General features: G+C 39.7%; 23 protein-coding genes. 16 read left to right on the top strand and 7 right to left on the bottom strand.

Features of this window, described 5'->3' with window-relative positions; genetic code table 11:
* Nucleotides 1-88: 88 nt before the first annotated feature.
* A complete protein-coding gene (locus AC3B6Y_RS03190; protein WP_489791357.1) occupies nucleotides 89-1,273 on the top strand; it encodes a MalY/PatB family protein in 1,185 nt (394 codons plus the stop codon).
* A gap of 34 nt (nucleotides 1,274-1,307) precedes the next feature.
* Here the strand turns inward: AC3B6Y_RS03190 and AC3B6Y_RS03185 are convergent, their stop codons facing one another.
* Nucleotides 1,308-1,739, bottom strand: a complete 432-nt coding sequence (locus tag AC3B6Y_RS03185; protein WP_489769473.1) for a Fur family transcriptional regulator — start codon at nucleotides 1,737-1,739, stop codon at nucleotides 1,308-1,310.
* A gap of 282 nt (nucleotides 1,740-2,021) precedes the next feature.
* On the opposite strand from AC3B6Y_RS03185, the gene AC3B6Y_RS03180 reads away from it, so the two are divergent.
* From AC3B6Y_RS03180 to AC3B6Y_RS03170, 3 genes are read left to right on the top strand one after another with little or no spacing between them, the layout of a single operon-like run.
* Nucleotides 2,022-2,924, top strand: a complete 903-nt coding sequence (locus AC3B6Y_RS03180) for a metal ABC transporter solute-binding protein, Zn/Mn family (RefSeq protein ID WP_489756699.1) — start codon at nucleotides 2,022-2,024, stop codon at nucleotides 2,922-2,924.
* On the top strand, nucleotides 2,917-3,546 hold the full coding sequence (locus AC3B6Y_RS03175) for a metal ABC transporter ATP-binding protein (protein ID WP_489756698.1): 630 nt from the start codon (nucleotides 2,917-2,919) through the stop codon (nucleotides 3,544-3,546). The genes AC3B6Y_RS03180 and AC3B6Y_RS03175 overlap by 8 nt, the downstream gene beginning before the upstream one ends.
* A 1-nt stretch (nucleotide 3,547) precedes the next feature.
* Nucleotides 3,548-4,342 (top strand): metal ABC transporter permease, encoded by a 795-nt coding sequence (locus AC3B6Y_RS03170; RefSeq protein WP_489756697.1) that lies wholly within the window; start codon nucleotides 3,548-3,550, stop codon nucleotides 4,340-4,342.
* A 107-nt stretch (nucleotides 4,343-4,449) separates the two neighbouring features.
* Here AC3B6Y_RS03170 and AC3B6Y_RS03165 read toward each other — a convergent pair whose 3' ends face one another.
* Entirely contained in the window at nucleotides 4,450-5,736 is a 1,287-nt protein-coding gene (locus AC3B6Y_RS03165) for an APC family permease (protein ID WP_489769475.1), read from the bottom strand.
* 234 nt (nucleotides 5,737-5,970) lie between these two features.
* Between AC3B6Y_RS03165 and AC3B6Y_RS03160 the strand changes: the two genes are divergently transcribed.
* Nucleotides 5,971-7,446 carry a phage tail tip lysozyme gene (locus AC3B6Y_RS03160; protein WP_489791356.1) on the top strand — a complete coding sequence of 492 codons (1,476 nt, stop codon included), beginning with the start codon at nucleotides 5,971-5,973 and terminating at the stop codon, nucleotides 7,444-7,446.
* Nucleotides 7,447-7,725: 279 nt separating this feature from the next.
* Here AC3B6Y_RS03160 and AC3B6Y_RS03155 read toward each other — a convergent pair whose 3' ends face one another.
* Nucleotides 7,726-8,715, bottom strand: coding sequence for a D-2-hydroxyacid dehydrogenase (locus tag AC3B6Y_RS03155; protein ID WP_489756694.1), 990 nt, complete (start codon nucleotides 8,713-8,715; stop codon nucleotides 7,726-7,728).
* On the bottom strand, nucleotides 8,715-9,896 hold the full coding sequence (locus AC3B6Y_RS03150; protein ID WP_489791354.1) for an aminotransferase class I/II-fold pyridoxal phosphate-dependent enzyme: 1,182 nt from the start codon (nucleotides 9,894-9,896) through the stop codon (nucleotides 8,715-8,717). Before AC3B6Y_RS03150 ends, AC3B6Y_RS03155 begins: the two co-directional genes overlap by 1 nt.
* A gap of 585 nt (nucleotides 9,897-10,481) precedes the next feature.
* Here AC3B6Y_RS03150 and AC3B6Y_RS03145 point away from each other — a divergent pair.
* The gene (locus AC3B6Y_RS03145) at nucleotides 10,482-11,879 is read left to right on the top strand and encodes an amino acid permease (RefSeq protein WP_489756692.1); all 1,398 of its coding nucleotides are present in this window, start codon (nucleotides 10,482-10,484) and stop codon (nucleotides 11,877-11,879) included.
* A 138-nt stretch (nucleotides 11,880-12,017) separates the two neighbouring features.
* Here AC3B6Y_RS03145 and AC3B6Y_RS03140 read toward each other — a convergent pair whose 3' ends face one another.
* On the bottom strand, nucleotides 12,018-12,932 hold the full coding sequence (locus AC3B6Y_RS03140) for a magnesium transporter CorA family protein (protein ID WP_489756691.1): 915 nt from the start codon (nucleotides 12,930-12,932) through the stop codon (nucleotides 12,018-12,020).
* Nucleotides 12,933-13,138: 206 nt separating this feature from the next.
* Between AC3B6Y_RS03140 and AC3B6Y_RS03135 the strand changes: the two genes are divergently transcribed.
* Together AC3B6Y_RS03135 and AC3B6Y_RS03130 are read left to right on the top strand one after the other, a co-directional pair.
* The gene (locus AC3B6Y_RS03135) at nucleotides 13,139-13,510 is read left to right on the top strand and encodes a cupredoxin domain-containing protein (RefSeq protein ID WP_489756690.1); all 372 of its coding nucleotides are present in this window, start codon (nucleotides 13,139-13,141) and stop codon (nucleotides 13,508-13,510) included.
* Nucleotides 13,511-13,530: 20 nt separating this feature from the next.
* Nucleotides 13,531-15,453: a copper-translocating P-type ATPase gene (locus tag AC3B6Y_RS03130; RefSeq protein ID WP_489791497.1), complete on the top strand. Its 1,923-nt coding sequence runs from the start codon at nucleotides 13,531-13,533 to the stop codon at nucleotides 15,451-15,453.
* Here AC3B6Y_RS03130 and AC3B6Y_RS03125 read toward each other — a convergent pair.
* Nucleotides 15,450-18,005, bottom strand: coding sequence for a hypothetical protein (locus AC3B6Y_RS03125; protein WP_489791353.1), 2,556 nt, complete (start codon nucleotides 18,003-18,005; stop codon nucleotides 15,450-15,452). The genes AC3B6Y_RS03130 and AC3B6Y_RS03125 overlap by 4 nt on opposite strands.
* Before the next feature lie 291 nt (nucleotides 18,006-18,296).
* Here AC3B6Y_RS03125 and AC3B6Y_RS03120 point away from each other — a divergent pair, with 291 nt between their 5' ends.
* Entirely contained in the window at nucleotides 18,297-18,671 is a 375-nt protein-coding gene (locus AC3B6Y_RS03120; RefSeq protein ID WP_489756688.1) for a winged helix-turn-helix transcriptional regulator, read from the top strand.
* An 85-nt stretch (nucleotides 18,672-18,756) separates the two neighbouring features.
* Nucleotides 18,757-19,935 (top strand): NADH-dependent flavin oxidoreductase, encoded by a 1,179-nt coding sequence (locus AC3B6Y_RS03115; RefSeq protein ID WP_489791352.1) that lies wholly within the window; start codon nucleotides 18,757-18,759, stop codon nucleotides 19,933-19,935.
* Between the two features lie 109 nt (nucleotides 19,936-20,044).
* On the opposite strand, the gene AC3B6Y_RS03110 is transcribed toward AC3B6Y_RS03115, so the two are convergent.
* Complete coding sequence (locus tag AC3B6Y_RS03110) at nucleotides 20,045-20,917, bottom strand: hypothetical protein (RefSeq protein WP_489756686.1); 873 nt, start codon at nucleotides 20,915-20,917, stop codon at nucleotides 20,045-20,047.
* Nucleotides 20,918-21,258: 341 nt separating this feature from the next.
* On the opposite strand from AC3B6Y_RS03110, the gene AC3B6Y_RS03105 reads away from it, so the two are divergent.
* From AC3B6Y_RS03105 to AC3B6Y_RS03080, 6 genes are all read left to right on the top strand, one after another.
* Complete coding sequence (locus AC3B6Y_RS03105; protein WP_489756685.1) at nucleotides 21,259-21,984, top strand: MucBP domain-containing protein; 726 nt, start codon at nucleotides 21,259-21,261, stop codon at nucleotides 21,982-21,984.
* Nucleotides 21,984-23,663, top strand: a complete 1,680-nt coding sequence (locus AC3B6Y_RS03100; protein WP_489791351.1) for a hypothetical protein — start codon at nucleotides 21,984-21,986, stop codon at nucleotides 23,661-23,663. Before AC3B6Y_RS03105 ends, AC3B6Y_RS03100 begins: the two co-directional genes overlap by 1 nt.
* 303 nt (nucleotides 23,664-23,966) lie before the next feature.
* Nucleotides 23,967-24,185, top strand: coding sequence for a DUF1659 domain-containing protein (locus AC3B6Y_RS03095; protein WP_489791350.1), 219 nt, complete (start codon nucleotides 23,967-23,969; stop codon nucleotides 24,183-24,185).
* Nucleotides 24,186-24,196: 11 nt separating this feature from the next.
* Nucleotides 24,197-24,409, top strand: coding sequence for a DUF2922 domain-containing protein (locus tag AC3B6Y_RS03090; RefSeq protein ID WP_489756682.1), 213 nt, complete (start codon nucleotides 24,197-24,199; stop codon nucleotides 24,407-24,409).
* Between the two features lie 150 nt (nucleotides 24,410-24,559).
* Entirely contained in the window at nucleotides 24,560-25,267 is a 708-nt protein-coding gene (locus AC3B6Y_RS03085) for an MgtC/SapB family protein (RefSeq protein ID WP_489756681.1), read from the top strand.
* Nucleotides 25,268-25,448: 181 nt separating this feature from the next.
* Entirely contained in the window at nucleotides 25,449-25,982 is a 534-nt protein-coding gene (locus AC3B6Y_RS03080) for a TetR/AcrR family transcriptional regulator (RefSeq protein WP_489756680.1), read from the top strand.
* Nucleotides 25,983-26,089 lie beyond the last annotated feature (107 nt).

Below are 26,089 nucleotides of genomic sequence, written 5' to 3'. Positions count from 1 at the left end.
GTTGACTTGGACCACTCATTTTTTTAAAATGGTCTAATCTTTGTAGTAAAATTAATCATATAATGTTGAGAAAAAAGGAGTAATCAATATGAACTTTGACCAAGTTAATCAACGTAAAAATACGTATAGTATTAAGTGGGACGGTGCGAAAGATGTCTACGATAATCCCAATGTAATTCCCATGTGGATTGCGGATATGGACTTTCAATCACCCAAGGCCGTGGTTGAAGCAATTCAAAAACAAGCCGCACAAGGAATTTATGGTTACAATGTGGAACCAAACATGACGGATATTCCCCAGGTAATTGCGCAGTGGTTGCAACAACAAAACAATTGGCAGATTGATCCAGATAATTTAGGCTATAGTGCTGGCGTAGTCAATGGATTGTCGCTGGCTATTCGCGGTTTAACTAACGAAGGTGATGCAATTATTACGCAAACACCGTTGTACGGTCACTTTAAAATTGCAGTGGAGGAGAGCAAACGTCAATTAATCACTAATCCTTTGAAAAAGACTATGCAGGGCTATCAAATTGACTGGGCGGATTTTGAAGATAAGATCAAAGCTAACCAGGTCAAAATGGCGATTTTATGTAATCCGCATAATCCAACTGGGCGGGTCTGGACAACGGCGGAATTGAAAAATTTTGTCCAAATTTGTCAGAAGTACCACGTGATTATTTTATCTGATGATATTCATAGTGATTTGATTTTACCCGGCAATCATTATGCGCCATTGGCTACCGTTTGTCCTGAATATCAAGATCACATTATTACTTTTAAGTCACCTTCCAAAACGTTTAACTTGGCAGGCTTACAATTTGCCTATTACTACACTACAAATGAAGCTTATCAAACAGCAATGCAACAAGTAGCAGCGTATGCTTCGAATCCGGATTTACCAACAGCGTTTGCTTTGCCCGCTTTAAAAGCTGCTTATACGAACGGTCAAGACTGGTTGAGTGAGTTATTGCGTTATTTAGCAGCCAATTTACAGTTTTTGACGACGCAAATTGAAGAACAAACGCCAGCTAAGGTAACGCGCAGTCAAGCCACTTATTTATCTTGGATTGATGTCAGTTATTTAAAGGTTTCTGAACAAGAATTACAACAAGCTTTAGATCAAGGTGGCGTTGGTGTCCAAACGAACAGTGAGTTTGGTTTAACTGACGCTGACGGGCTGTTTATTCGCTTGAATTTTGCTACTTCCAGAGCCACGTTAGAACAAGGTGTGCAACGCCTGATCAAAGTTCTGCAAGCTTTGGCTAAATAGTTGCGGTTAATTAGTTAGTAATCTGAGTGCAGTACTAAAGTTTTTGGTGCTGACACTTTTCACAAATGCCCAAGACTTCCACATGAAAGGAGTCAATTTGGGCATTTTTTAATTGCTGTAAAGCTACTTCAAAATTGGGCAAGGGAATCTCATAAGCGCGACCACAAATTTGGCAAATGAAGTGGCTATGTTCTTTGGTAGTGAAGTCACACTGGAATTTCACGCGCAAGCCATTGGTGAACATTTTAGTTTCAACGATCGCCAAGTTTTGCATTTCTTTGACATTACGATAAATGGTTTCATGACTCATTTTTGGAAAAGTTGCCCGTAAGTGTTGATCTAATTGGGCCAAGGAAATGTAGTAATTGCTGTGTTGAACTAAATATTCTAATAAACTGCGACGTTGCTTGGTGAGTTTGAGATGATTGTCTTGTAGAATTTGAAAAGCTAGTTGTAATGGTTCCATTGAATTACTCCTAGATAATAATTATGTTGCTCAAAATTATGTAGTGGCTTTCTCAAACGCTTTAATTATAGCATACAGCTACGAAAGAATAGTTCTTTATGGTAGAAGGGATAATTATCAAAACTATTATTTAATGGATTATGATCGTTATTGTTGAAAAATACTCGCAATAAAATATTACTATGTTATTGGTTAGACGACTAAAATAAAGTATGATACAATCTAAAAAGTAATTATTACTATTTAGCTAATGCTAATTTATGTAGTGGAGGAATTACTTTGATGAAGGTTCAACAACGGCGATGGTTGTGGCTGATTTTGGTTTTGACTTTGTTCATCGTTACTGGTTGTCAAAAGCTAGATTCACAGCCGCAAGCGACACAGCAAAAACTGCAGATTGTTACTTCTACGCCGACTTATGCTCAGTTAGCTCGACAAATTGCTGGTTCCCATGCCAAGGTTCAATCGTTAATTACTAATCCCAATGCTGATCCGCACGATTTTGAACCGACAACGCAGGATGCTAAAACTGCCAGTCAAGCAAAAATTGCCGTGTATAATGGCTTAGGCTATGACAGTTGGATGGATAAATTATTGGTAGATAACCAGCAAGTGCAAGCCATTAATGTGGGGCAAGTGATGCACAAGTCGCTCGGAGCTAATCCGCACATTTGGTATGACCCGCAGGCTTTAGCACAAACGTCCGTGGTATTAACCAAAAAGTTGAGTCACCAATTACCACAATACCGTCACGATTTTGAGCGCAATCAAACCCGCTATTTAAAAACCTTAGCACCTCTACAAACCCAGTTACACCAAATTAAAGCACAACGCACTAAAAAGTTAGTGGCGGTCAGTGAACCCGTCTTTAATTACTCGTTACACCAAATGGGCTATCAAGTAGCTAATAAACAGTTTGCTAAAGCCATTGAAGAAGGTTCTGATCCGACTCCTCAAGCTGTGCAAGAGTTACAGCGGTTAATTACCGAACACAAAATTGCTTTTTTTGTTGTTAATCAACAAACAACCAATACGGTGGTTGATAATTTAGTTCAATTAGCGCAGAAACATCATGTTCCGATTGTTAAAGTTACTGAAACTCAGCCAGCGCATTTAACTTACCAAGAGTGGATGCAGCGGCAATATCGTCAAGTTCAAAAAATTGAGGCGCAAGCACATGAATAAAGTTTTGATTCAAGCAGATCAACTAAGTGTTCAGTTTGAACAAAAAATTGTTTTTCAAAATCTATCTTTTGCGATTACGCAAGGAGATTTTTTTTGTATTACTGGTCCGAATGGTTCGGGCAAAACCACCTTATTACGCGTGATTTTAAAACAATTATTGCCAACTAAAGGACAGTTAATTGAACGTATTAGTTTAAACCAAATTGGTTATGTTCCGCAATTTCGTAATTTGGATGAAGATTACCCTTTAGCAGCTAAGGATTTTGTTACCTTAAAGCTCAGTCATTCTTTGCGTCCGTGGTTGACTACTCAGGAAAAGGGCCAAGTGCAGACTGCTTTAACACGGGTGCATTTACTGAAAAAGCAAACATTACGGATGGGACAAATGTCCGGTGGTGAGAAGCAACGCGCTTATTTAGCTCAAGCAATTGTGGATCAACCGCAATTACTAATTCTGGATGAACCCACGGCGAGTTTAGATCAACAAGCTAAGTTTGAAGTAATGGATGTAGTTGAAGAATTGAATCACCAAGGCACGACCGTTATCTTTATTACTCATGATCCGGAATTACTACAGCATTACGGTCAAGCTAAACGCTTAGAATTACAAGGACGTGATTAGAATGTTTCAGTATGAATTTATGCAAAATGCGTTTATCGTCGCCACCATCATTTCATTATTATGTGGGATTATTGGCGTTTTTGTGACTGCCAAAAAATTATCTTTCTTAACGCACACGATGTCTGAAATTGGTTTTTCGGGGGCTAGTTTTGGCTTATGGCTCAATTGGAGTCCTTTAAATGGCATGCTCTGTTTTACAGTTTTGAGTGCACTGATTGCGGGTTGCTTTAATAAAACCAAGGCCTTGAAGGGCACCATTATTAGTTTGATTTCCGCTTTTTTTATGGGTCTAGGAGTTTTGTTTTTGTCGATTTCCAAAGCCAGCTCTTCTTATGCCACCAATATTTTATTTGGTAGTATTGTGGGCATCAGTACGCACGATGTACACCAAATTTTACTCATTGCCATTATCGAATGTGTTGTTTTATTGTTGATTTATCGACGGTTAAAATTTGATGCCTTTGATCCAGTCGGGGCTCAAAATAGTGTGCGACTGAGTTGGTTAATTAATTTAGTTTTTTTGGTGATGATGTCGTTAACGATTAGTATTGTGTCGCAAATTGTCGGCTCACTGTTAGTCTTTGCATTATTAACTTTGCCAGCAGCAACGGCGCAATTCTTTGGCAAGTCGGTACACAGTTTAATCATGATAAGCATTGTTTTAGCCTTAATGGGAACGTGGTTGGGTTTAATGCTCGGTTATTGGACCAATTTACCGGTGACCTTTTTTATTACTACTATTGAAACCATCTTGTATCTGGGCGCCGCTTTGTATCATAAAGTAGTGCGTAATTAAATTGAACGGTCAAGAAAGAGGTAGGGACAATAAAATTAATGTTCAGGGTGAACATTAGTTAATTAAACGATTTGTGTCCCAGCCGCTTTCTTTTTTTATGGTTAAAATTATGATTTAGTTCGTACTTGCCAATGACGGTAAATTTTCATGCCGACATAAAGGGGAACGCCTAAGAGTAATGCACCTAAGCCTAACAATAGTTGGTGATGAGGGACTCGCGTTAGTAACCAGCAACTAACGCCAATAGCCAGTAAGGGAATAAAGGGTCCACCTTTTAATTTAAACTGTTGAGCGGTTAAGGTTTTGGTTTTAGCAAAAACTAAAACGGCCAGACAAGTCGGCAGATATTGAGCAAAACGCGAAACGGCACTAATTTGTGCCAACAAGTTGAAGGATCCTTGCCAAGTAATGATTAAAGTCAAGGCAGTGCCAATTATGATGGCCAACACTGGCGCTTGGTGATGGTTGCGCCAATTTAACCAATGTGGCAGGCTACCATCAGCTGCTAAAGCAACGGCCGCGCGCGGTGTGACAAAACTCGAAGTGATTAGAACCCCGAGCATAGACAGCAAAGTCCCACTCGCCATTACGGCTTGCCCCCACGAACCGGTAACTTGGTGTGCAGCTTGTTGTAGCGGTACGGCAACTTGGGATAATTGAGCTCCCAAAATGCCCGTAGCCACGATTTGAATGAGTAAATAAATACTAGTAACGCAACCGATCACGACGATAATAGCCCGCGGTAAATTCTTTTGGACGTGCTGCATCTCTCCAGCAGCTAAGACCATACTTTCAAAGCCGGTACAGGCATAAAACATGGTCACTGCTGCTGGCGCAAAATTTTGCATGAGCTTTTGTGAAGCGGGCCATTGAGTGTGCAAATTAGTCCCGTGGATAAAAAAGCTACCCACGACAATAAAAAGGATTAAGGGGATTAATTTAGCTAATGAACTACAATTAATCAACATTTTGGAAACTTTCACACCGCCAATGTTTAATAAAGCTAAAGTGATAATCAGGAGGGTAACAATAATCTTTGGGTGCAAAATAGTGGGAAAGATTGCTTGAAGTTCGGTGGCTAAAGCAGCACCCATAGTTGCTTGAGCAATAATGCAAATGGCCCAAGTCATAAAGCCGACTTCAAACCCCACAAAATTGCCAAAGGCACTTTTGGCATACAAATAAGCGCCGCCATCTTCATGAAAGTAAGTCGCCGCTTGGGCGAAACAAAGGGCAAGACTGATGACTAAAAAGGCGTCAAAAATAATGACTAAAAAGCTACCATTGCCGACCAAATGAGCGATTTGTTGTGGCAGTAGAAAAATTCCAGAACCAATGATGCCATTAACGCCAAGTAAAACAATACTGAAAAATCCTAATTTGTGTTGTTGCATGGGGCCACATTCCTCTCAATTATTATTGTCATAAGTTGAGTATAACGAAGTGCATTAGTTTCAGTTAGGATTTTGATTGGTCAAAATAAGTTTAAAACTTGGATTGCTGAAATGATTGCTAGTTAGATAATTAATTATTTGTTTTAACTGCACAGCAATTTCTGCTGTTTTGTATTAAAATAAATCTAGAGCTTTCATTATTTTGTAGGAATTTAATTGAAGGAACTTAATTTAATGAAGAAAAAAAATTCATCGCATTTTTCTAAGCGTCATTTTCAAACTTCCATTTTACCTAAATTAACTCCTGAACAAGCAGCGGCTGCCAACGATCACCCTGATACCAGTTCTACTTCTGACAATGCCTCAGAATTGGTAACAGCTCAGAGTATTTACCGCATGTCCAGTTTGGTTTATAGTGCTGATTATCAGCCCTTTCAAATTAAAACTGCACGGACAGTGCGGCAAGAATTATTAGCTAAGGATTGGAGTGAACAGGCGATTGCGGGAGTATTAGGCAATATGTCTGTTGTCAGCCAGTTGCAAGTTAATCTGCAAAATCAAGGTTATGGTTTGTTGCAGTGGACCAAATTAGCGGAACTAGCGGGTTGGTGTCAGCACCAGCACTTGGATTATCAAACGGTTGTAGGGCAGTGTGCCTTTTTAAATTACGAATTACAAATCAGTCAACATTTTCAACCATCAACCATTTATGAAATGACGGGGGTGCAATATATTCAAAGTACTGCCAAACCAGAAGTTTTAGCGGAGGTTTTTGCAAAGAGCTATCGGGGAGTGGCGCCTACTTTGCAACTGCAACGTGGGACACAAGCTCAGTATTGGTATCATTATTTACAACAACCTCAAAACGAAACAGCAGCTGTTCCACGTAATTATACGGTCAATCAAGTTACTCCGATTCGCTTGCAACCTGATGAAGATGGCATGATTGTAGGTGAGTACGCGGCTGGTGAAACAATTAATTATGTTAATACGGAACAAATTGCCGGCCAAACTTGGCTGGTTTATTACAATCCCCGGGGGCAAAAGTGTTATGTATTAATCCCCAGTCAAGCAGCAGCTAATCAAACACCAGTGCAACATGAACCACCACGTCACGCCTATACTTTATTAAAGAAGACGATTGTCTACGATCAGCCCGAAATTACGGCCAAAAAAATTGGAACGCTAGCGGCAGGCAAAGTCATTCATTATGAAAAACAACTCACGAATAGTGCTGGTGATTGGTTAGCTTATCGTTCCGCGTCAAAAGATTTGCGTTACTTATTAATTGCATCGAAACGCACCATTAATACTAGTGGCGAATACCATATTTTAAAAGCGATCCCAGTTTATGATCAACCCAATTCGCAGGCGGATACGATTGGTCAATTGCCGGAACATACGCTGATTAAATATCAACGCAAATTTTATCAAAATGATCATTGGTGGTTAGAATATCGCAGTGCTTCGGGGAATCTCTGCTATTTATTATTACCTGAACCAACGGCAGATACGAATGTTTTGCAAACCTATGTGGTGCAGACTTTATCGAGTATTCATCTAACGCCGAGTTTGCAAAGCAAGATTTTAGGTCATTATAATCCTGGCGAAACGGTGCATTATTTTAAAACCGTCAGTGCTGAAGGCTATACGTGGCTAGTGATTAATGCGGCTGATGGTAGTTGGAATTATGTGCCCAAATTAAATTAAATCTACTATATTAATAGAAGCTGAGACAAAAATTAGTAGATTGTTGACAAAAAATAATTATTAAGTTTAGAAGGACAGGAAGAAAAATCTACAATATCTCTAGCATTTTTTGCGGGGACTGTCGCGGAGTCACTTTCATTTTGTTGGAGGTGACTTTTTTGTACAATCAAAAGGATTTTAAAAGAATTGATGAGCAGATAGAAATTTAAAAAAAGGTTCGTCCAAATTTGGATGAACCTTTTTTATGTGACTCAAACTATATCTAATAGGATTGCCTTATCACTTGATGAGGTGTTCACATGTGCCAGTACTAATGAGCTGTAAAGTATCGTCTAGGCTAATATCCACCATGTTTTGGACCGCTACATTAGTGTAAAAACCCACGTGAGGGGTGATAATGACATTATCCATGGCCTGCAAGATTTCTAATTGTTTGCTTGGTAATGGTTTGTTACGTAAATCAAAGTTAAAGAATTTTTCTTCACCAGAAACAGCATCCAAAGCAGCACCTGCTAAGCGCTTTTCTTGTAGAGCAGCAATCAAAGCATCGTTGTCAACGACTGGTCCACGGCATTCATTGATTAAATAGGCCGTCGGTTTCATTAATTTGAGCTCGGGAGCATCAATCAAGTCCTCGGAGGTGGGGTTTAAGTCCACATGTAAGCATAATACATCGGCTTCTTGCAGTACTTCTGTTTTCGTTTTGAAAGTTAAAATCGAATCCAACTCATGATTAGGTTTGGTATCATAAGCAATTACCTGGGCGCCCAGCAAATTAAATAATTTTGCGGACGTGCCACCAATCCGACCGGCACCAATAATTCCGATGGTTAAAGTGTGAATCTCTGTTCCTTGTAGACCGGCCCAGCGGTAATCTTGTTGAGCAACTCGTTGATCAACTAACTCTTGCTTCCGAATTAAACGTAAAGTATGGGCGAGCGTTAGCTCAGCGACGGAGCGGGGCGAATAAGCAGGAACGTTGCTGACTTGGAGGCCATTTTGTTTAGCTAATGCTAAATCAATGACATCAACGCCAGCGGTGCGGGTGGTGATTTGCTGAAGGCCCGCGGCCTTCAAAGCGGGATAAACACTGGATTCAATGGGACTGCGTTGTTGAATAACTAAACCATCATAATCTTTCACTAAGTCAATCGTCTCCGGATGGAGTTCTTGATCAGACATTGTCACTTGGACTTCTGGATGGCGTTCTTGCCAATTGTTAATTGCCTTTTTTTCATCGTCACGAACACTCAATAATAAAATTTTCATTAGTTTTCTCCTTTAGCTTGTCGTTGTTGTTGTACATAGTTAGTTAAGTTTTGCATACCCGTTTTGATGGTGTCTAAACTTGTTGCATAGCTGAAGCGTAAGTAATGTTCACCACCAGGACCAAAATAAGAGCCGGGTACCGCAGCTACGAGTCCATTTTGAGCCAGATCATAAGCAAAGGCTTCATCGTCTTGATTAAGATCGGGCGCAATTTTGGTAAAGACATAAAATGCTCCATTCGGTTGCGCGCAAGTGAAACCTAATTGTTGTAAGTGCTCAATTAAGTAGTCCCGGCGTTTTTGATACTCAACCTTCATAGCTAAAGCGTCATCCAAACCGTTAGTCAAGGCTTCGTAAGCGGCATCTTGTGTGACAGTAGCAGTCGTCGTAATTGTGAACTGATGGATCTTGCTCAATTCATCAGTGATTTTTTGCGGCGCAGCCATGATGCCAATCCGCCAGCCGGTCATGGCATGGGACTTCGAAACCCCCGTAATTAAGATCGTTTGCTGTGGCAATTCATTGACGATCGAAGCGTGCTCGTGATCATAATTTAGTTCGCTGTAAATCTCATCAGACAAGACAAAAATTGGTTGATCTTTCAGAACTTCCGCTAAAGCGTGTAGTTCTGCTTGAGTGTAAGTTACGCCGGAAGGGTTCGCCGGTGAATTTAAGACGAGCATGCGCACGTTGGGATTTTGTGCTAAAGTTTGGCGCAATAAATCCGGAGTTAACTTAAAGCCGGTTGCAGCAGTATTAACGAGGACTGGTTGTCCGCCAGCAATGGTGACATCGGCAATGTAGAGTGGAAAAGTCGGTGTGGGAATGATCACTTGTTCGCCAGGATTTAACACGGAAACAATAGCCGTATAAATGGCTTCGGTAGCCCCTTCGGTAATAATAATTTCACCCGGTTCAAAGTGTTGTTGGTATTTAGTAGCTAAGAAGTTAACCGCTGCTTGTTGTAGTTCCTTGGTGCCGTTAGACGGAGCATAGTGGCTGCGATTAGCGTTGATACTGTCAATGGCCGCTTGCTTAATATGTTCCGGAGTATCAAAATCCGGTTCACCTACCGTAAAATTAGTGATGTTGGGAATTTTTTGTGCAAAGGTGGAAAAAGCTAAAATAGCAGATGGCTTCACCTGGGCCAAATTGTGATTTAAATAGTCTGTCATGTCCATTAGGATTCATTCCTCTCTTAATAATGCCAAATAAAAAGCCTAGCAGTTGTTATCTCACTGCTAGACTCAAAAAATTTCGATTTAATTTTGATATCGGCCTAGCAGTTTCAATTTTACCTGCAAGGCCTGATGGGCTAATCTCAAATAAGCCTTCATTTCTCGCGGGTGCGAACAGTTCAGTGTTTGCACTCGCCAGTATTGGAGATTGCAAACACTACCTAAAGAAACGAAAGTTATAATACCAAGTATTCAACTGTTGATAAGTAAATGACTTCATGGTCAAAACTCCTAACTGTTGGAATAAACTTAATTTAATATATTTTGAATAAACTGTCAAGACTTGCTCTCATTTTATTTTAATTTAAAATAAGCACTAGTAATTTTTAGAATCTTAAATTTAGCACCACGCAATTTCAAAATAGTTAATTTTAAAAACTGGTATAATGAGTGCTTAGGTCTGTCGACTAATTAAGCTTTTATTTTGGTGCCTATCAAATTTAGCCGCCAAGCAAAAATCAAATTTGACAGACCAGACAATTTAATTTATTCTAAAAATTAATTTTTGATTAAAGGGAAATGGTGAAAATGTCAATTTGGAAAAAAATGACCCAAAAAGCAGATGTACAGCAATATCTCGAGTCTGATCAACAATTCCAAAAAACCATGACGGCCAAAGATTTAATGGCGTTAGGAATTGGGGCGGTAATTGGCACGGGCATCTTTATTATGCCGGGGACAGTTGCCGCAACGCTGAGCGGTCCGGGAGTAATTTTGAGTTTTTTATTGGCCGCGATTGTTTGTGCGACCGCCGCGATGTGCTATGCGGAGTTTGCTTCATCACTGCCAGTGGCTGGTAGTGCTTATTCATATGGCAATATTGTCTTTGGCCAATTTATCGGTTGGGTAATTGGCTGGGCGTTAATTTTGGAATACATGTTAGCAGTTGCGACGGTTTCAGTTGGTTTTTCAGCGTACTTCAATTCCTTCTTGAGTGGTTTTAATATTCATTTGCCGAAAGCCATTTCGGGTGCTTATAATCCGAGTCAAGGAACTTATTTCAATTTAGTAGCCATGATTGTGGTTGTCCTCATTGCTTTGATGTTATCGCACGGAATGCAAACGTCGATGAAGATTAATGATTGGATGGTGGTTATTAAAATTGCCATTATTATTCTGTTTGTTGTTGTGGGTTGTTTTTATGTTAAGCCTAAGAACTGGACACCATTTTTACCATTTGGCACTAACGGTGTCTTGGCGGGAGCTTCCACTGTTTTCTTTGCTTATCTGGGGTTTGATGCAGTCTCGTCCTCCGCACCAGAAGTTAAAAATCCGCAGCGTAATTTGCCGATTGGGATTATCGGGACTTTGATTGTGGCCACAATTTTATACATGGCCGTCTCGACCGTTCTAACAGGAATGTTACCTTACACCAAGTTAAATGTGGCGGATCCTGTGGCTTTTGCTTTACAATTTTTCCACTTGAACGGGGTAGCTGGCATTATCTCCATTGGCGCGATGGCTGGTATGTTTACGATGATGGTGACCATGATTTATAGTAGCTCCCGGTTAGTTTACGCTATCGGGCGTGATGGTTTATTGCCACGCTTTTTAGGTGATGTGAACGAACATCATTTACCCAATCATAGTTTACTAGTAGTCACGATTATTATTGCGGTAATGGGTGGCGTGGTTGATTTGAACCATTTAGCCGAGTTAGTGAACATTGGAACTTTAATTGCCTTCTCCTTTGTTTCCATTGGCATTATCCCATTAAGAAAACGCAAGGATATTCATAACGATGGCTTTAAGGTACCTTTGTATCCTATTTTGCCTATTATTTCGTTATTACTGTGCCTGTACTTGATGACTAAATTAAAACTAATCACTTGGATTGCTTCTCTAATCTGGTTTGCGATTGGCGTGATCATTTATTTAGGCTATGGCATTCGTCATGGCACAACAGGCGATAATTTGGACAATTAAAAAATTTTAGTTGAGAGTTACCTATTCACTCAAGAGCAAGATAAAAAAGGAAATGTTCGTAAATTTGTTCAAAATTTACCAGAACATTTCCTTTTTGCTTGTTATGAAGGGCTTTCAGCCAGCAATTGTGCGCACAGCTTATAATTTTTTGTGTTGTTTTAATAACAGTAATAATAAAAGTGACAACAAGATGATAATGCCAATGATTAGTAACCAAGCACTATGTAATTTGGCAAAAGGTAATTCAACATTCATCCCGTAAAAGCCGGTAACTACCGTAGGGATCGTTAAGGTTAGTGACCAGACGGTTAATAGTTTCATGGTGCTGTTCAGGTTGTTGTTGGCAATTACATTAAAAGTGCTCGAGATTTGTTCGACAACGCCCAATTCAGTTTCTACCATTTGTTGCACCTGTTGACCTTCAACTAAGGCATCAATTAAAGCGGCATTGACGGCTTTGGTTTCATTGATGTGCTTGACAAATTGGGTCTGAGGCAAGCGTTTAATCACACTGACGTCTAAGGAAATGCCACTGTAGAATAAACTTAAGGTTTGTTGCAAGAAGGATAACGCAATTAAGTCACTGTTTTTAATCTTTTGGCGTAAGGTATGTGCCAATTGATTTCTTTTTTGGGTAATTTTATGAATGATCGGCACAAAGCTATCCATCAACTTTAAAATAATATTTAAAATTAATTGTTGGGGTTCTAATTGGGGCCGGTTATTAACAACTTGCTGAATTACCTGATCGAAATAAATACTATTGTCTGGATTAAAAGTAAACAAATTTTCGCGGAATAATAACAAACCAACGGGTTGGGTCGTGTATTGTAAATCTTTGGCTTCTAACAATTTGGGAATTTGGATAATAATTAATTGCGTATGATATAACGGATCATAGTCGTAATTGGGATTTTCATCTAAGTCGGTGACGTAATTAATAATGTCCGGTTTGATTTGGTAAAATTCTTGGAGTTGCTTACGGTCATCCAGTGTTAAATTTTTGGTAACAATAATATTTAAATTATCAGTCATCGGCGTTGCTTTAATCATATAATTAACCTCGCATGCTTTGATCTGAGTATCCAACTCATTTTAGCACTAAACGAAGGTTTAATTAAGCCAGAGTATGAATTGTCAGTGAGAAGTGGAGGAAAATAATAGGGTTGAACAATGAGCAAATGACTAGTTTTAAAAATTTACAATTGTAGTTTTTGGTGCTATATTACATTTGTAAATTAAAATTGGAGGTGCAAGTTATGCTACAAGTAATCATTACAATCATCGTCGTAGGTTTAATTGGTTTAATTAGTTGGTGGTTCTTTGCGCAAAGAACCACGTCTAAAGAAACGGCACAAATTAAGGGACAGACCCAGGTTGCTAAAATTAAGGTCGACGGCGGCTTCCAACCTGAAGTAGTCACTTTACAAAAAGATTTACCAGCACAGTTGGAATTTGTTCGTAAAGATCCGTCCAGCTGTTTAGAAGAAGTGATTTTTAGTGATTGGGGTATTAAGCAACATTTACCACAAGATCAAACGGTGACGATTCCCATTAATACTGATCAAGCTGGGGAATTTGAGTACTCCTGTGGGATGCAAATGTTTCACGGCAAGATTGTGGTGAAATAAACTGGGGTGAAAAGATGAAGTTGAATCTAAGACAACGCTTTGTGATAGCCGTAGTTTTTTCAATTCCGTTGTTAATTTTGATGCTTCTCATGCTGGGACACATTATGATTGACGGAGCTGACTGGCTTAGCTTTGGTTGCACGACCATTATTTTATTATTTGCGGCGGGGCCTTTTTACCGAAGTGCTTGGGCGGCATTGAAGTTGCACCATGCCAATATGGATACGTTGGTTGCCATCGGGACAGCGACAGCTTATTTATATAGTGTCTATGCGCTTTTAACGAAGCACGCGGTCTTTTTTGAGAGCGCGGCTTTTATCGTGGTCTTTATTTTGTTAGGCCAAGTCTTAGAAGAGCATATGAAACAAAAAGCCGCTAGTGCTGTGGATCAGTTACTCGACTTGCAAGCACCGACAGCTTTGTTACAGCAAAATGGTCACTGGCAAGAAGTGCCACTAGCCACTTTACAAGTGGGGGACGTGGTTCTAGTTAAGCCGGGAGCCAAGGTCCCTTTAGATGGTCAAATCATTCAAGGAACTTCAACTATAGATGAATCTTTGGTTACCGGTGAAAGTTTACCGATTACTAAAACTGTCGGTGATCAAGTGATTGGGGCCACGATTAATGGCAATAATAGTCTAGAAGTACAAATCCAAAAAGTGGGAGAGCAAACTTTTTTAGCCCAAATTATTGCTTTAGTGAAACAAGCGCAAACTAGCCGGGCACCGATTCAAAAATTAACGGATCGAATTTCCAATGTCTTTGTCCCTGTCGTCTTAATTGTTGCGTTATTGACGTTTTGGGTTTGGAGTGTTGGACTAAAAGCTAGTGTCACGCAAGCTTTAACTTATGCGGTGAGCGTGATTATCGTTGCTTGTCCTTGTGCGTTAGGTTTGGCGACGCCAACGGCATTAATGGTCGGTACTGGTTTAGGCGCTAAAGCGGGTATTTTAATTAAAAACGGTACTGTTTTGGAAGCTGTCAATCGGGTGCAGACCTTAGTTTTTGACAAAACGGGGACGATCACAGAAGGACGGCCCCGTGTCGTTGACGTTTTAGGCAATAGCAAGCAAGTATTGCAGTTAGCGGCAGCTTTAGAGAAGCAATCAGACCATCCACTAGCGCAAGCTATTGTTACCAAAGCCCGTCAAGCGCAAATAGCACCCTTAGAAGCGACGGCTATTAAGACATTACCGGGCTTAGGATTGCAGGGTGATGTACAAGATCAAACGGTGTTAGTCGGCAGTGAAGCCTTATTTACTCACGCCCAAAATCCGTGGTCACAAGAAATCAATCACTTAAAACAAGAAGCTAAAACTTTGGTGTTAGTCGGCACTTCTCAGCAAGTTCAGGGCGTGATTGCGCTACAAGATCCACCAAAAGCCAATGCCCAAGCAGTCTTTCATTGGTTGAAGCAACATCATTACCAAACTGTAATGCTGACAGGAGATAATTCCAGCGTTGCCCAAGCTGTTGGTCAGCAAGTAGGAGTGCAAAAAGTGATTGCGCAAGTGTTGCCCAAACAAAAAGCGCAAACTATTGCCCAGTTACAAAAGCACAACGCGGTAGCGTTTATTGGTGATGGTATTAATGATGCTCCGGCTTTAACCCAAGCAGATGTAGGGATTGCCATGGGCTCGGGAACGGACGTTGCGATTGCGGCTGGAGGGATTGTGTTATTAAAAAATGACTTGCAAGACGTGGTACGCGCTTTAGTGTTGAGTCAAAAAATCTTTCGGCGGATTAAGGCTAATTTATTTTGGGCCTTTATTTATAATTTGTTAGGCATTCCGATTGCGGCTGGTTGTTTTAGTTTTTGGGGGCTGAGTTTAAGCCCTGTCTTGGCTGGCTTGGCTATGGCTTTAAGCTCGCTATCAGTCGTCACCAGTTCAGTATTGTTAAATTATACGTCTTTAAAATTGCACTTCACTCCTGAGTCTTAATCGAGGCTATTCTTAATAGTATATTGAATCGTCGCTTGATAATGGCCGCCTGTTAAAGTAGCGGGAACATATTGCAAGGTAAAACCAGCTTGAGAATCAGCCGTTAAATCCCAAGTGAATTGTTGATTGTGAATAGTTTGCTTGCGGGGATTTAACTCGTACGGTTGATCTGTTGTTAAGTTGTGGTGATTGAGCTGCAATTGTAAGGATTGGGACGAAGGCGTAAAGGCAGTAGCAGTAATGAGCACATTCCAATTTTGACCTTGAATTGAACTGGCGTGTAAATCTGTGACACTCACGTTTTGTTGCGGGTTTTGATTAGGTTTTAATTGCTTGGTTAGTAAACTACTGTCAGCGATGATTGGACCAAAAGTTAAATCAGCGGGAATCTGGGTCAAGTATAATAAGTTGCCAACTTGGGGAATATAAGTGGCAGCTTGTTTTGTATGTTGGGGATTGTCACTTTGGTATTGGGCAATGAGTTCGTTAGAATGATACGTTTGCTCACTAGCAAGGTGCAACCATTTCCCGGTTTTACCTTGCAGGCTGCCAGCCTGGTCATCTTGTGGTAGCGCAGCTAAGTTAGTTTGTGTGTTAGGTAGAAAGTTGTTGTCTGCTCCTAAAGTCAAACTGGCTAAACCTGTATCATTCGCGAAAAAGTCCACCGTGGTTGCTGCCGGATTCATCTTTAAAGTTGCTAAATTTAAGAGTGTGAGCTGGGGATTATTGGTCAAAAAGTCATCAAAATTAGTCACTTGGATCGCTTGCTGAAAGTTACTAGGCAAAGTTAAAGTATCCAGGCCTGTTTGCGCGAACATCCCCGCCATATTCGTGGCTTGAGTGAAATTTAAATGATCTAGGCCGTTGATTTGTTCCAAATGACGGTCGCCACTAAAAAATTGAGAAAAATTGGTAGCTTGACTAGTATTCAGATCACTAGGCAAAGTAACCGTGGTTAATTGGGACATCTGGGCTAAAAATTGTTGGGTATTATTTAAAGTGACATTTTGCCCAAAGTGGACTTGTGTCACATTATAACTTTGCGGACTCCAAGGTGGCATCCCCGCGTATTGGCCCACAGCATTATCGCGAATATAGAGAGTTTGATCTTTGATATACCACCAATTATTAGGACTCAGAACTTGTGCGGTGGCTTGTGGGGTAGCAGTTGCGTTTTGATTCAGCAATACTTGAGCAGTATTAGGCACACCATAGTAAGTGTTTTGATCAGTGCCGACGCTACTGGGAAAATCATCGAGTGCTTGCTTAGGATCAAGTTGCCCGTAAATTTTGAGTACATACTTGTTATCGTAAAAATAATTGGCTTGGCTGGGGTCGGTGAGATTTTGTAAAGCTGTGGGATCAGCGGTGGCCGTAATTTGATTATGAGGACCAAAAGTTAAGTGAAATAGTTTGCCAGCTCCGGAAACGACGTGATCATTTTGGTCCACCACGCGAGTATTTTGTTGATCGATGATTAAATGGGAGTTTAATTGATCTTGAATTTGGAAACTGTTATAAGCTTTGGCGACCGTAGTCGCATTGGGAATATTTTGTTGCACACGATAAAGTGCATTGTTGGGCGCACTAAAGTCACTTGCAGTGAGCCCAGTTTTGGTGGGTTTGGGTGGCGCATAAGAAAATAAATTTTGATTAGTATAATCAATCCCGACTGAAGCCCGTTCTTCATTACCTGTGGGATCAGCAAAACTGTAAGTGAAACTGGTACTGGGGGTGGAGCGGTAGCGCAGAGTTAACGGATTATCCATTTTGCCCGCTTTTTCCTGACTCATGAATTGATAGGCTTGCCCAGCTAGATGGCGGTAGCCGAAAGTGGAGTTAGCCGGATAATAAAGTTGGTCTTGCTGATTATCTAAGGCATCACTATCAATATTTAAAACTTTAGCTTTATTAATGCCTAAAAAGTTCCAATAGCCTTGAACGTTGACCAACTGATTGGTGCCAGTTTTATAAAAACGGATTTGATTAGTAGCTGACCAACCGATTCCGCGGGCTCTGAGATGAACATTCAAAAAATCATTGGCGGCAATGCCAATTGCGCCATAACGTTCGCTACTAGTACCCGGCAAGTTAAAAGTTGAATGAATTTTCAAATCTAAAGCTTGACCTTGAAAGGTTCCAACGTGACTAAAGGTAGTCGTGGCGCCAATTTTAGTGGCCTGATTTTGAGCAGTTAGCTTCAAATATGGCTTGCCATTCATTTGAGGATCATTGAATACTTCAGAAATTTGGGCATCAGTATCGGAATCGGCGGTAAAATCAGTTTGTGTTTGTTGGGTAAAGGTAGGACGAAAAGTATAAGTGTTATCAGCAATAGGCGCACTGGTTGGTGAAACTTCGTGTGCGTTGTTGAGCTTAGATAACGGTTGAAAGTCTGGTGGGAGTTGTGTTAAATCATTATCCGAAAAATCAACTTGATTAGGATCTTCTTCACCAATGCTATCGGCTAAAATGGTGTTGGGATGACTGATGAGACAAAAGCAGGTACTAATAAATTCTAGCCAAAATAACCAATGTTTGAAACGTCGCATAAGAAGATCTCCTTTATCCAAAGCCGTCTGCCAGTTAAACAAGACTGACCGCTAATAAGCCAGCGTCATCGCGGCCAACGGCAATCACTAATAGTTCAAACCTTGATCTCCTTTTCAGACCTTATGCTAGTACAATTAAAACGATAAATATAATTTTTAGCTCAAAAAATAATTAAAAAAGATAGTTATTTGCTATTGCATAGCTAAAATCCAGCATTTTAGACATTTTATTAAAAATAGTTATTATAATTTTGAGATGCATCTTGGAAATTATAGAAAGGAATCGTCAAGATGAAAAAAAGTTACAATTTAGCAGTAGAAGCGACGATTGATGTGATTGGTGGTAAATGGAAACCCGTTATTTTATGTCATTTGGGCATGGGACCACTACGAACGGGTGAACTACGGCGGAAAATTCCGCAAATTTCACAACGAATATTGACGAAACAATTGCGAGAGTTGGAAGCAGATCAGATAATTGAACGCTGTTCTTATGATCAAGTACCCCCTAAGGTGAAGTATTGTTTAACTGCTGAAGGCAAAAGTTTGCGGACCATTTTGTTGGCGATGTCAGATTGGGGAGAAAAGCTAATTCAACGGCAAATTCAGGCAGGACAAGAGATTGAATTACTGCATCCAGAGCCGACCGGGTTTGAAAAAATGTAAAAAATGATAGGAACAAAAAAGTACCTACTTGTTTTAACTAAAACTGCTTGCATAATGAGAGATGTGAATATGTAGGGGGTTAATGATGACAGAACATTTATTTTTACAACCAATGGACTTGAAGCCTGGGGTAACGATTCAAAATCGCATTGTCATGGCGCCAATGACAACGAAATCTAGTTTTTATGATGGTTCCGTGTCGAATGATGAAATTGAATATTACCGGCAACGTTCAGGAGCAGGAATGGTCATTACCGCAGTTGCAAATGTTAATGACTTGGGTAAAGGTTTTGAAGGTGAATTATCGGTCGCTGATGATCGCTTCATCCCTGGTTTACAACAACTAGCAAGTGCCATTAAAACCAAAGGTTCGAAAGCAATTTTGCAGATTTTTAGTGCTGGGCGGATGACTAATAGTAAGATTTTGCGGGGTCAACAACCGGTCAGTGCTAGTGCCATCGCTGCCACGCGCAGTGATTCGCAAGTGCCACGGGCTTTAAGTGAAGCAGAAATTGATACGGTGATTAAAGACTTTGGTGCGGCTACACGGCGCGCCATTCAAGCAGGCTTTGATGGTGTGGAATTACACGGTGCGAATACTTATCTACTACAACAATTCTTTTCACCACATTCTAATCGGCGTCAAGATCATTGGGGTGGTTCGTTAGCTAAGCGTATGAATTTTCCTCTAGCAGTGATCCAAGAAGTTCGGCAAGTAATTGAACGTTATGGTAATGAGCAATTTATTTTGGGTTATCGCATTTCGCCGGAAGAAATTGAAAAACCTGGTATTCAAATTGCTGATACATTGCAGTTGATTGATCAATTGGCCCAACAACCAATTGATTATATTCATACTTCGATGGGTAATTATCAACGAACGTCTTTAAATGATACTGCGGATTTAGAGCCATTGAACCAAAAGATTTTGCAGGTGCTTAATAGGCGCAAGCCGTTAATTGAAGTGGGATCGATTGCGACACCGCAAGATGCTGATCAAGCTTTAGCGAGTGGCGCGAGTTTTGCGGCGCTCGGTCGAGAATTAATTCGGGAACCATTATGGCTAGATAAAGTGCAGTTAGGTGAAGAACAGAATATTCGCTATCAACTAGACCCAGCAGAAATGGATGAACTCAAGATTCCGCGCGGTTTGCAACGCTCCTTGTTAACAGAATTTTTACAGGTGATTGATTTTACTGATCAAACGGCGGCTAATGATTATTTACATCATCCAGCTCCGATGGAAGGTTTAGGACGTAAATAAATTAAAGACTAAAAAAGAGATTGGAATAACCAACCGCAGATTTGTCATGAGACAAACTTGCATTTTGGTAATTGCAATCTCTTTTATTTTGACATACGTTTAATTCCATTTAGGAATCAATATCTTTCGGTGTGACTTTACTCCGACCATCCGCGGCAGCTTTTTGAATAGCACGGATAATATCACTATCGCTAGCCGCTTTTTCTTGAATGCCTTGGGAACTTAATTCTTGACGAGCTTTTTGAATATCAGCTGCGGTGATTTGTTTACCGTTAGCTGTTTTATTTTTAACGATATCAGTTTCGCCGGGAGCTGCACTATTATTAGCCTGTTGGTTATTAGCGTTAGAAGAATTGGCATGACTAGCTGAATTGGTATTCTGATTGTTGTTTGTGGTTGTTGCGCCAGTCTTTTGTTGCAGTTTTTGTGAGCTATTTAATAAAATTTCAACAGTTTGCTTATACAGATCACTATAATACTTTTGGTGAAATTCGTTGGTTTTTAACAATTTAACTGCTTGTTGGTAGGCATCATTAAATTGATTGTGATCATTAGCTTGCTCGATTTGTTCGAGTTGTTGATTAAAACTTTGGCGCTTGGCTTGCACATGCTTAATCTTGGTCAATTGCTTTTGAGCGATGGTGTGCAATTTTTGTGAGCCAGCGTCAATTTGTTTGGCCTTGGTTAAGGCGTTTTTGGCGTCTGCAAAATGATAATTAGTTTGGTAGCTTTGGGCCAGCTTGAGATAATGAGCTTGGCGTTGCTTGGTATTAGCTTGTTTATCACCTTTTTTGACAGCACCGGCGGCCTGATAGTAGGCATCAGCTGCAGCGTAATTGTGCTGTTGAACGGCGTGATCAGCTTTAGTCATCAAATTGTGATAGGCTGGCTGACTATTGGTGCTATTATCTTTGGTTTGACAGCCAGTTAAGGTTAAAATACTAGCGCTTAGAATTAAAGCCGACGTTAAATATTTTTTCATGATATGAACCTCCGATAAGCACATTATACCATGTTTTAGTAGACGGCTGAAAAACTAGCTAAGGTTGAAAATTAGCAGTGATGTTGGCGGCAGTCGAGAATCCAATTTTTTAATTATGGGAAAAATTTTCAGATTTCCCACATAATCTTGCACGCAAATAAATTGTGCTTGGTATAATAAAGAGACTAAGGTTAAAAATTCAAAGGATTGGGACACTAAAAAAAGCAAATATTCGTTTCAATTGATGGAAAAGCCTTTTTGTCTCAGTTTCAGTTAGCTGGGGATGGTGTCGTGACTTTGAGCTTTTGCCATAGTGAAAAACTGTAATGGAGGACCAATTAATGACACAAGGTCAAGCAGTCGTGAAGTATTTAGATTTACAACGTCAAGAATTATTGCCGGCCAAAACTTTGCAAGGTGAAGTCGGAACGGTGATTGAATATGAAATCCCGCAAATTGAAGGCTATTTGTACTTTTCCAAATTAGAGTTAGATGTTGAAGCGGATCAACAACCAGTCTTTATTGCAGATCAAGTGCAAGAAATTGAACTACGTTATCAAACAGTGGAACAGTTCCAAGAGATGGTTCATGTTTCAAAATTACGCACCCGTAAAATGAGCAATAAATTGGAAGTGTTGGGCGAGCTAGGTGATAGTGTCCCGGTGGTTGATGAAAATAACCATCCGTTATTAGGCACCACGGCTTGGTCGAAGATGTATCTAAATTATTTGCGCCAAAAGCAAGTTGGCGATACCACTTTGTATAACATTGGCAGTGACCAATGGTTGCGAGCTAGTGATGTAGAATTGCGTCCAGAAATTGAAGAAGACTATGGTCCCAGTGAACAGCAAATTAACGCCACTGCCACGGTGAATATTCCAGATAATATGCAAGTGACGTTATGGCAAATTGATGAAAATCAGTCGGTGGCTAATCATTTGCCAGAGCAATTATTGGATAATGGCACGGAGTTGCAAATTGATCGGCAAATCCAAATAGGCCAAGATTTGTTCTATCATATTGTTGATAGCGCCTGGATTAAAGCCAATCGGGTTGTCTTAAAATAATGAATACAACCGTAACGATAACTACCACTAAAAGTAAAGGGTCCATCAACTGGTGGATCGGTTTACTATATCTAGTTTTAGGGCTAGTTTTTAGTTATATTTATTTTCGGTACCGCAAGTTTATTTGGGGCGACGATTTTAGTTTTCATATGGCACGCTTGAGTGAATTGTTACAAGTGAAGCTCACGCAATTTCCCTACCTGGCGACTCATACTTTTGGGCAAACCGGTAATTTGGTGAATCTATTTTATCCAGCGCAGTTATTGTATCCGCTAGTGATTTTGATTAAATTAACCCATCATCCGGTCTTGGCGCTCTATGTATACGTGGGACTCTGTAATTTATTGAGCTTAATTTTGTGTGATTTTGCGGCTTATAAGGTCACTAAAAAACGCTTAGTTAGCGTCAGTTTTGCCATTTTGTATACTTTTTCTTTTTACCGCATGCAAGTGTTGTATACGCGCTTTGACTTGGGCGAATTTTTGGCAACGATGTTTGTGCCCCTCGCTTTTGCCAGCTTTTATTGTATCGCTCGGCAACAAGGTGGTAAGAAAGCTTTAATTTTGGCAATGGTGGGTTTGATATTTAGCCATGTCTTGACCACGTTGTTAGTCATCGTGAGTTTGATTGTTTGGTATGTCGGACTAGTAATCCGGCGTACGCTTGGTTGGGCACAAACTAAAACTTATCTCAAGGCGACACTTTGGACTTTGGGGCTAAGCGTTTGGTATTGGGGACCATTTATCCAGCATTATTTAATGACCCCCAGTGGTTTGAAAGCCACGCAAGTAGCTCCTACCCAAATGAAGGCTTACTCTTGGGGAGCGCAAAAAGTAGCCTTATGGCATAATTTAACCTTTCCGGCTCATACCGCGGGTCCTGTTATTTTCGGCCTGAGTTTGCTACTACTGCTGTATCTAATTGTGCGTTGGCGCCAATTATCCCGCGCTTGGAAAGTGATTTTTGCATTAAGCTTAGTGAGCTTTTGGCTAACGACGCCGAGCTTTCCTTGGTTCTTATTTAAAAATTCGGTGATTAATACGTTGCAATTTCCTTTTCGCTTGAATTTATTTTATACTCTTGGCATTACTTGGTGTACCGCACAAGCATGTGGACAAATCACGGCCCGTAACGGGCGCTTAGTGATGACTGCGTTGGTGTTGCTACTCAGTTGTGGTGCCACTTTAAATTCTATGCAAAAAGTAGTTAATTACCGTTTTAATTGGGATAAAATTAATTTAACGGATGCTAATTTTGCTCAGTACGCCAACAATCCAATTCCAAATGATTATTATCCTAAATCCGCACAAAAGGTCATTAAGATGTTACCTTGGGGACAAGGATACGTGAATGATCAGAAAAAGTTATTTTACCCAGTTGGTGGGTTAAATCAATTAACGTATCACTTTCAAACGAAACCTCGAACTGCGCAAGTGCAGTTACCGTTAATTTATTATGGACCATTGTATCAAGTGCGACTTAATCAGCATTTGGTGCCCGCGTATGGTTCAACACACGGATTATTGACAGTTCAGACCACTAGCCGCACTAATCAAGTGACAGTAACTTATCAACCAACTAAAGTTGACCGGTGGAGCTTTAAAGTCTCATGCTTAATATTACTGATTTTTGTAATGGTTAATTGTATTCATATTGATGTGACAAGAGATCGTCAGTAACGACAGCTGAGCGAGAAAGCTAGCTAATCCACTATTATAATTGTGGAATCAAACAATAATTTTCATCAATAAAAAAAGTCTACTTATTATTGAAGTAGGCTTTTTTATTGATGAAAATTTCGAGTTAGAAACCAAAATTATGAAGCTATAAGATAACTACCTTCTACATTATAGAATAAATTTTACAAAAAGGAAATTCTTTTGACTAATTTGGTTCCGTTTTTATTTTGTGAAACGTTATTAATAGTGTAGCAAGTAATTACCGGCCGGTAACCACTGCTATTAATAGGGAGGAGAATTAATATGGCAGAACAACGTAATTGGCAAGATAGTAGTCTCGTTTTTAACTTAAGTAATGGTGATCAACAATTCAAGCAAAATTTAACGAATGTGGTTGCTGATCCGAGTGATGACCAAATCGCCACTGTCGGTCGCGCCTTAGCGGCCTTAAATCCAGGGGCAAGTTTAATTGATGCCGCTTTAACAGTCCATTCACAATTAATTTTTGATCAGGCAAATTAGGAGGTTAGCAGATGAAAGTATTAAAAATGAATTTCACTACCCAAGAAGGCAAGATTGTTTCTTTGACTTTGAAGAATGTGGCCCAAGATTTGACTTCACAAGTTGTGTTAAGTCAAATGCAACAGATTGCCCAAGCTCAGTTGTGTCAAAAAGATGGTGTGGATCTTTACCATCAACCGGCGACGGCTGAATATGTCGAAACAATCGAAACGCCGTTGTTTTAAATCAATAAGTTTAAACTGAACGCTTTGCAAAAGAAAAAATTTGCAAAGCGTTTTTTTATGTAATCGATAATAAATATTTTAAATTCACAGTTAAAATGAGTATAATTAAAAGCATTGTACCTAAATTTTATAGAAGAAAGGAAGAATCGTATGGATTTACATTTACCTTTAACCGAAATCATCTTGCGGTTACTGCTAGCAGTGCTTTGTGCGGGGTTAATTGGTTATAATCGCCAGCAAAAAAATCATTCCGCTGGTGTGAGAACGCATATTTTAGTTTGTGTTGGGGCTTGTATAATTGCGATGATGCAAAAAGAGATTGGGTTTAATGCTTTGAACATGGCAGCTAGATATCCGCATTATGCGGGCGTGTTACGCGCTGATGATGCGCGTTTGATTGCGCAGGTAGTTAGTGGGGTTGGTTTTTTAGGTGCTGGAACAATTTTGGTGCATCATCATACAGTGCGTGGTTTAACCACCGCAGCTAGTTTGTGGACGGTTGCTGGTTTAGGCTTGGCAATTGGAATGGGGAATTATGATATTGCCATTGCGGGCACGATTGTGGTCTTTATTGTGTTAGGTTTTTTAAAACGTGTTTTGCATATTACACCCGTCAAAAAAATTATGATACAGTATCATCACAAGAAAGAAACTAAAGAGTTTATTCAGGAGTATTTTAATCAGCATAATATTACGGTGCGTGATGTTAATTTTAACGTGCAACAAGCAGATGCTGACGAGCACATTTACACTAATGTATATGAGATTGAAATTCCTAGTAAAATGAATTATTCTGATATCATTGAAGATATTTCAATGAATTCTAATGTAATGTCAATCAAAACAATTAGTGTTTAACAAGTAATAGGAAATTTTGCAAAAAGGTAGTTGAAAAATCAGGAATCTAAGAACAATTTAGCTAATAGTAGTGTTTAGCTAGATACTTGGTGGATTCGACAACTGGATGAAAGTAGTTACTAGTCCAGTTGAATGCTGAATGGGAAGCAATCTGTTGGCAATTAAGGGGATTATAGAGTAAATGAGGACACAAGATCGGCGTGTGGAATATACAAAAAAAGCAATTGAAACGTCGTTAATTGAACTATTACAACATAGTGATTTAATGACAATTACTGTGAAGAAGTTATGTGAAAAAGCGGGCATCAATCGTTCAACTTTTTACATATATTATCGCAATACTAGCGAAGTGTTGGAAGCAATGGAACAAGAGATGATTGCGATCATCGATAACTTTATTCAAACGCAATTAGTGGATAATCATAATCAACCGTTAACAATGTATGACTATTACGTGCGCTTTTTTAATTATATCAAGCGTTACCCGAAGCGCAGTTTGATCTTGATCAATTCTAGCGTTTCAGAAAAATTTGAAAGGGATTTAGCACGCTTGGCGAACCAAATTAGTAGCTTGCAGGGCAATGAGTTAAGCAATTTTCAAGTGACTTATATCATCTTTGGCACATTAGCGGCGGTGAAGATGTGGTTTAAAGAAGATATGCAAACGCCAGTGGAGCAATTAAGTAAAGAATTAGCGCAATTAGGTCATGACTAGTTAGCTGAATGAGCGTTTCTTATTTAAATAAAAAATAAATTAAAATTAATTAACAAGATATGTGTTTGTTGCATTTGTCACAATTTTTTGAGTTGGATTTTGAATTT

The organism is Bombilactobacillus sp. ESL1092 (assembly GCF_058107465.1).
Note: the sequence above shows the minus strand (reverse complement) of the source record. Positions and strands in the feature narration are given on the sequence as shown.

Coding starts and splice junctions, on each gene's coding strand:
- AC3B6Y_RS03190 (WP_489791357.1), top strand. CDS start 89: ATGAACTTTGACCAAGTTAATCAACGTAAAAATACGTATAGTATTAAG.
- AC3B6Y_RS03185 (WP_489769473.1), bottom strand. CDS start 1,739: ATGGAACCATTACAACTAGCTTTTCAAATTCTACAAGACAATCATCTC.
- AC3B6Y_RS03180 (WP_489756699.1), top strand. CDS start 2,022: ATGAAGGTTCAACAACGGCGATGGTTGTGGCTGATTTTGGTTTTGACT.
- AC3B6Y_RS03175 (WP_489756698.1), top strand. CDS start 2,917: ATGAATAAAGTTTTGATTCAAGCAGATCAACTAAGTGTTCAGTTTGAA.
- AC3B6Y_RS03170 (WP_489756697.1), top strand. CDS start 3,548: ATGTTTCAGTATGAATTTATGCAAAATGCGTTTATCGTCGCCACCATC.
- AC3B6Y_RS03165 (WP_489769475.1), bottom strand. CDS start 5,736: ATGCAACAACACAAATTAGGATTTTTCAGTATTGTTTTACTTGGCGTT.
- AC3B6Y_RS03160 (WP_489791356.1), top strand. CDS start 5,971: ATGAAGAAAAAAAATTCATCGCATTTTTCTAAGCGTCATTTTCAAACT.
- AC3B6Y_RS03155 (WP_489756694.1), bottom strand. CDS start 8,715: ATGAAAATTTTATTATTGAGTGTTCGTGACGATGAAAAAAAGGCAATT.
- AC3B6Y_RS03150 (WP_489791354.1), bottom strand. CDS start 9,896: ATGGACATGACAGACTATTTAAATCACAATTTGGCCCAGGTGAAGCCA.
- AC3B6Y_RS03145 (WP_489756692.1), top strand. CDS start 10,482: ATGTCAATTTGGAAAAAAATGACCCAAAAAGCAGATGTACAGCAATAT.
- AC3B6Y_RS03140 (WP_489756691.1), bottom strand. CDS start 12,932: ATGATTAAAGCAACGCCGATGACTGATAATTTAAATATTATTGTTACC.
- AC3B6Y_RS03135 (WP_489756690.1), top strand. CDS start 13,139: ATGCTACAAGTAATCATTACAATCATCGTCGTAGGTTTAATTGGTTTA.
- AC3B6Y_RS03125 (WP_489791353.1), bottom strand. CDS start 18,005: ATGCGACGTTTCAAACATTGGTTATTTTGGCTAGAATTTATTAGTACC.
- AC3B6Y_RS03120 (WP_489756688.1), top strand. CDS start 18,297: ATGAAAAAAAGTTACAATTTAGCAGTAGAAGCGACGATTGATGTGATT.
- AC3B6Y_RS03115 (WP_489791352.1), top strand. CDS start 18,757: ATGACAGAACATTTATTTTTACAACCAATGGACTTGAAGCCTGGGGTA.
- AC3B6Y_RS03110 (WP_489756686.1), bottom strand. CDS start 20,917: ATGAAAAAATATTTAACGTCGGCTTTAATTCTAAGCGCTAGTATTTTA.
- AC3B6Y_RS03105 (WP_489756685.1), top strand. CDS start 21,259: ATGACACAAGGTCAAGCAGTCGTGAAGTATTTAGATTTACAACGTCAA.
- AC3B6Y_RS03100 (WP_489791351.1), top strand. CDS start 21,984: ATGAATACAACCGTAACGATAACTACCACTAAAAGTAAAGGGTCCATC.
- AC3B6Y_RS03095 (WP_489791350.1), top strand. CDS start 23,967: ATGGCAGAACAACGTAATTGGCAAGATAGTAGTCTCGTTTTTAACTTA.
- AC3B6Y_RS03090 (WP_489756682.1), top strand. CDS start 24,197: ATGAAAGTATTAAAAATGAATTTCACTACCCAAGAAGGCAAGATTGTT.
- AC3B6Y_RS03085 (WP_489756681.1), top strand. CDS start 24,560: ATGGATTTACATTTACCTTTAACCGAAATCATCTTGCGGTTACTGCTA.
- AC3B6Y_RS03080 (WP_489756680.1), top strand. CDS start 25,449: ATGAGGACACAAGATCGGCGTGTGGAATATACAAAAAAAGCAATTGAA.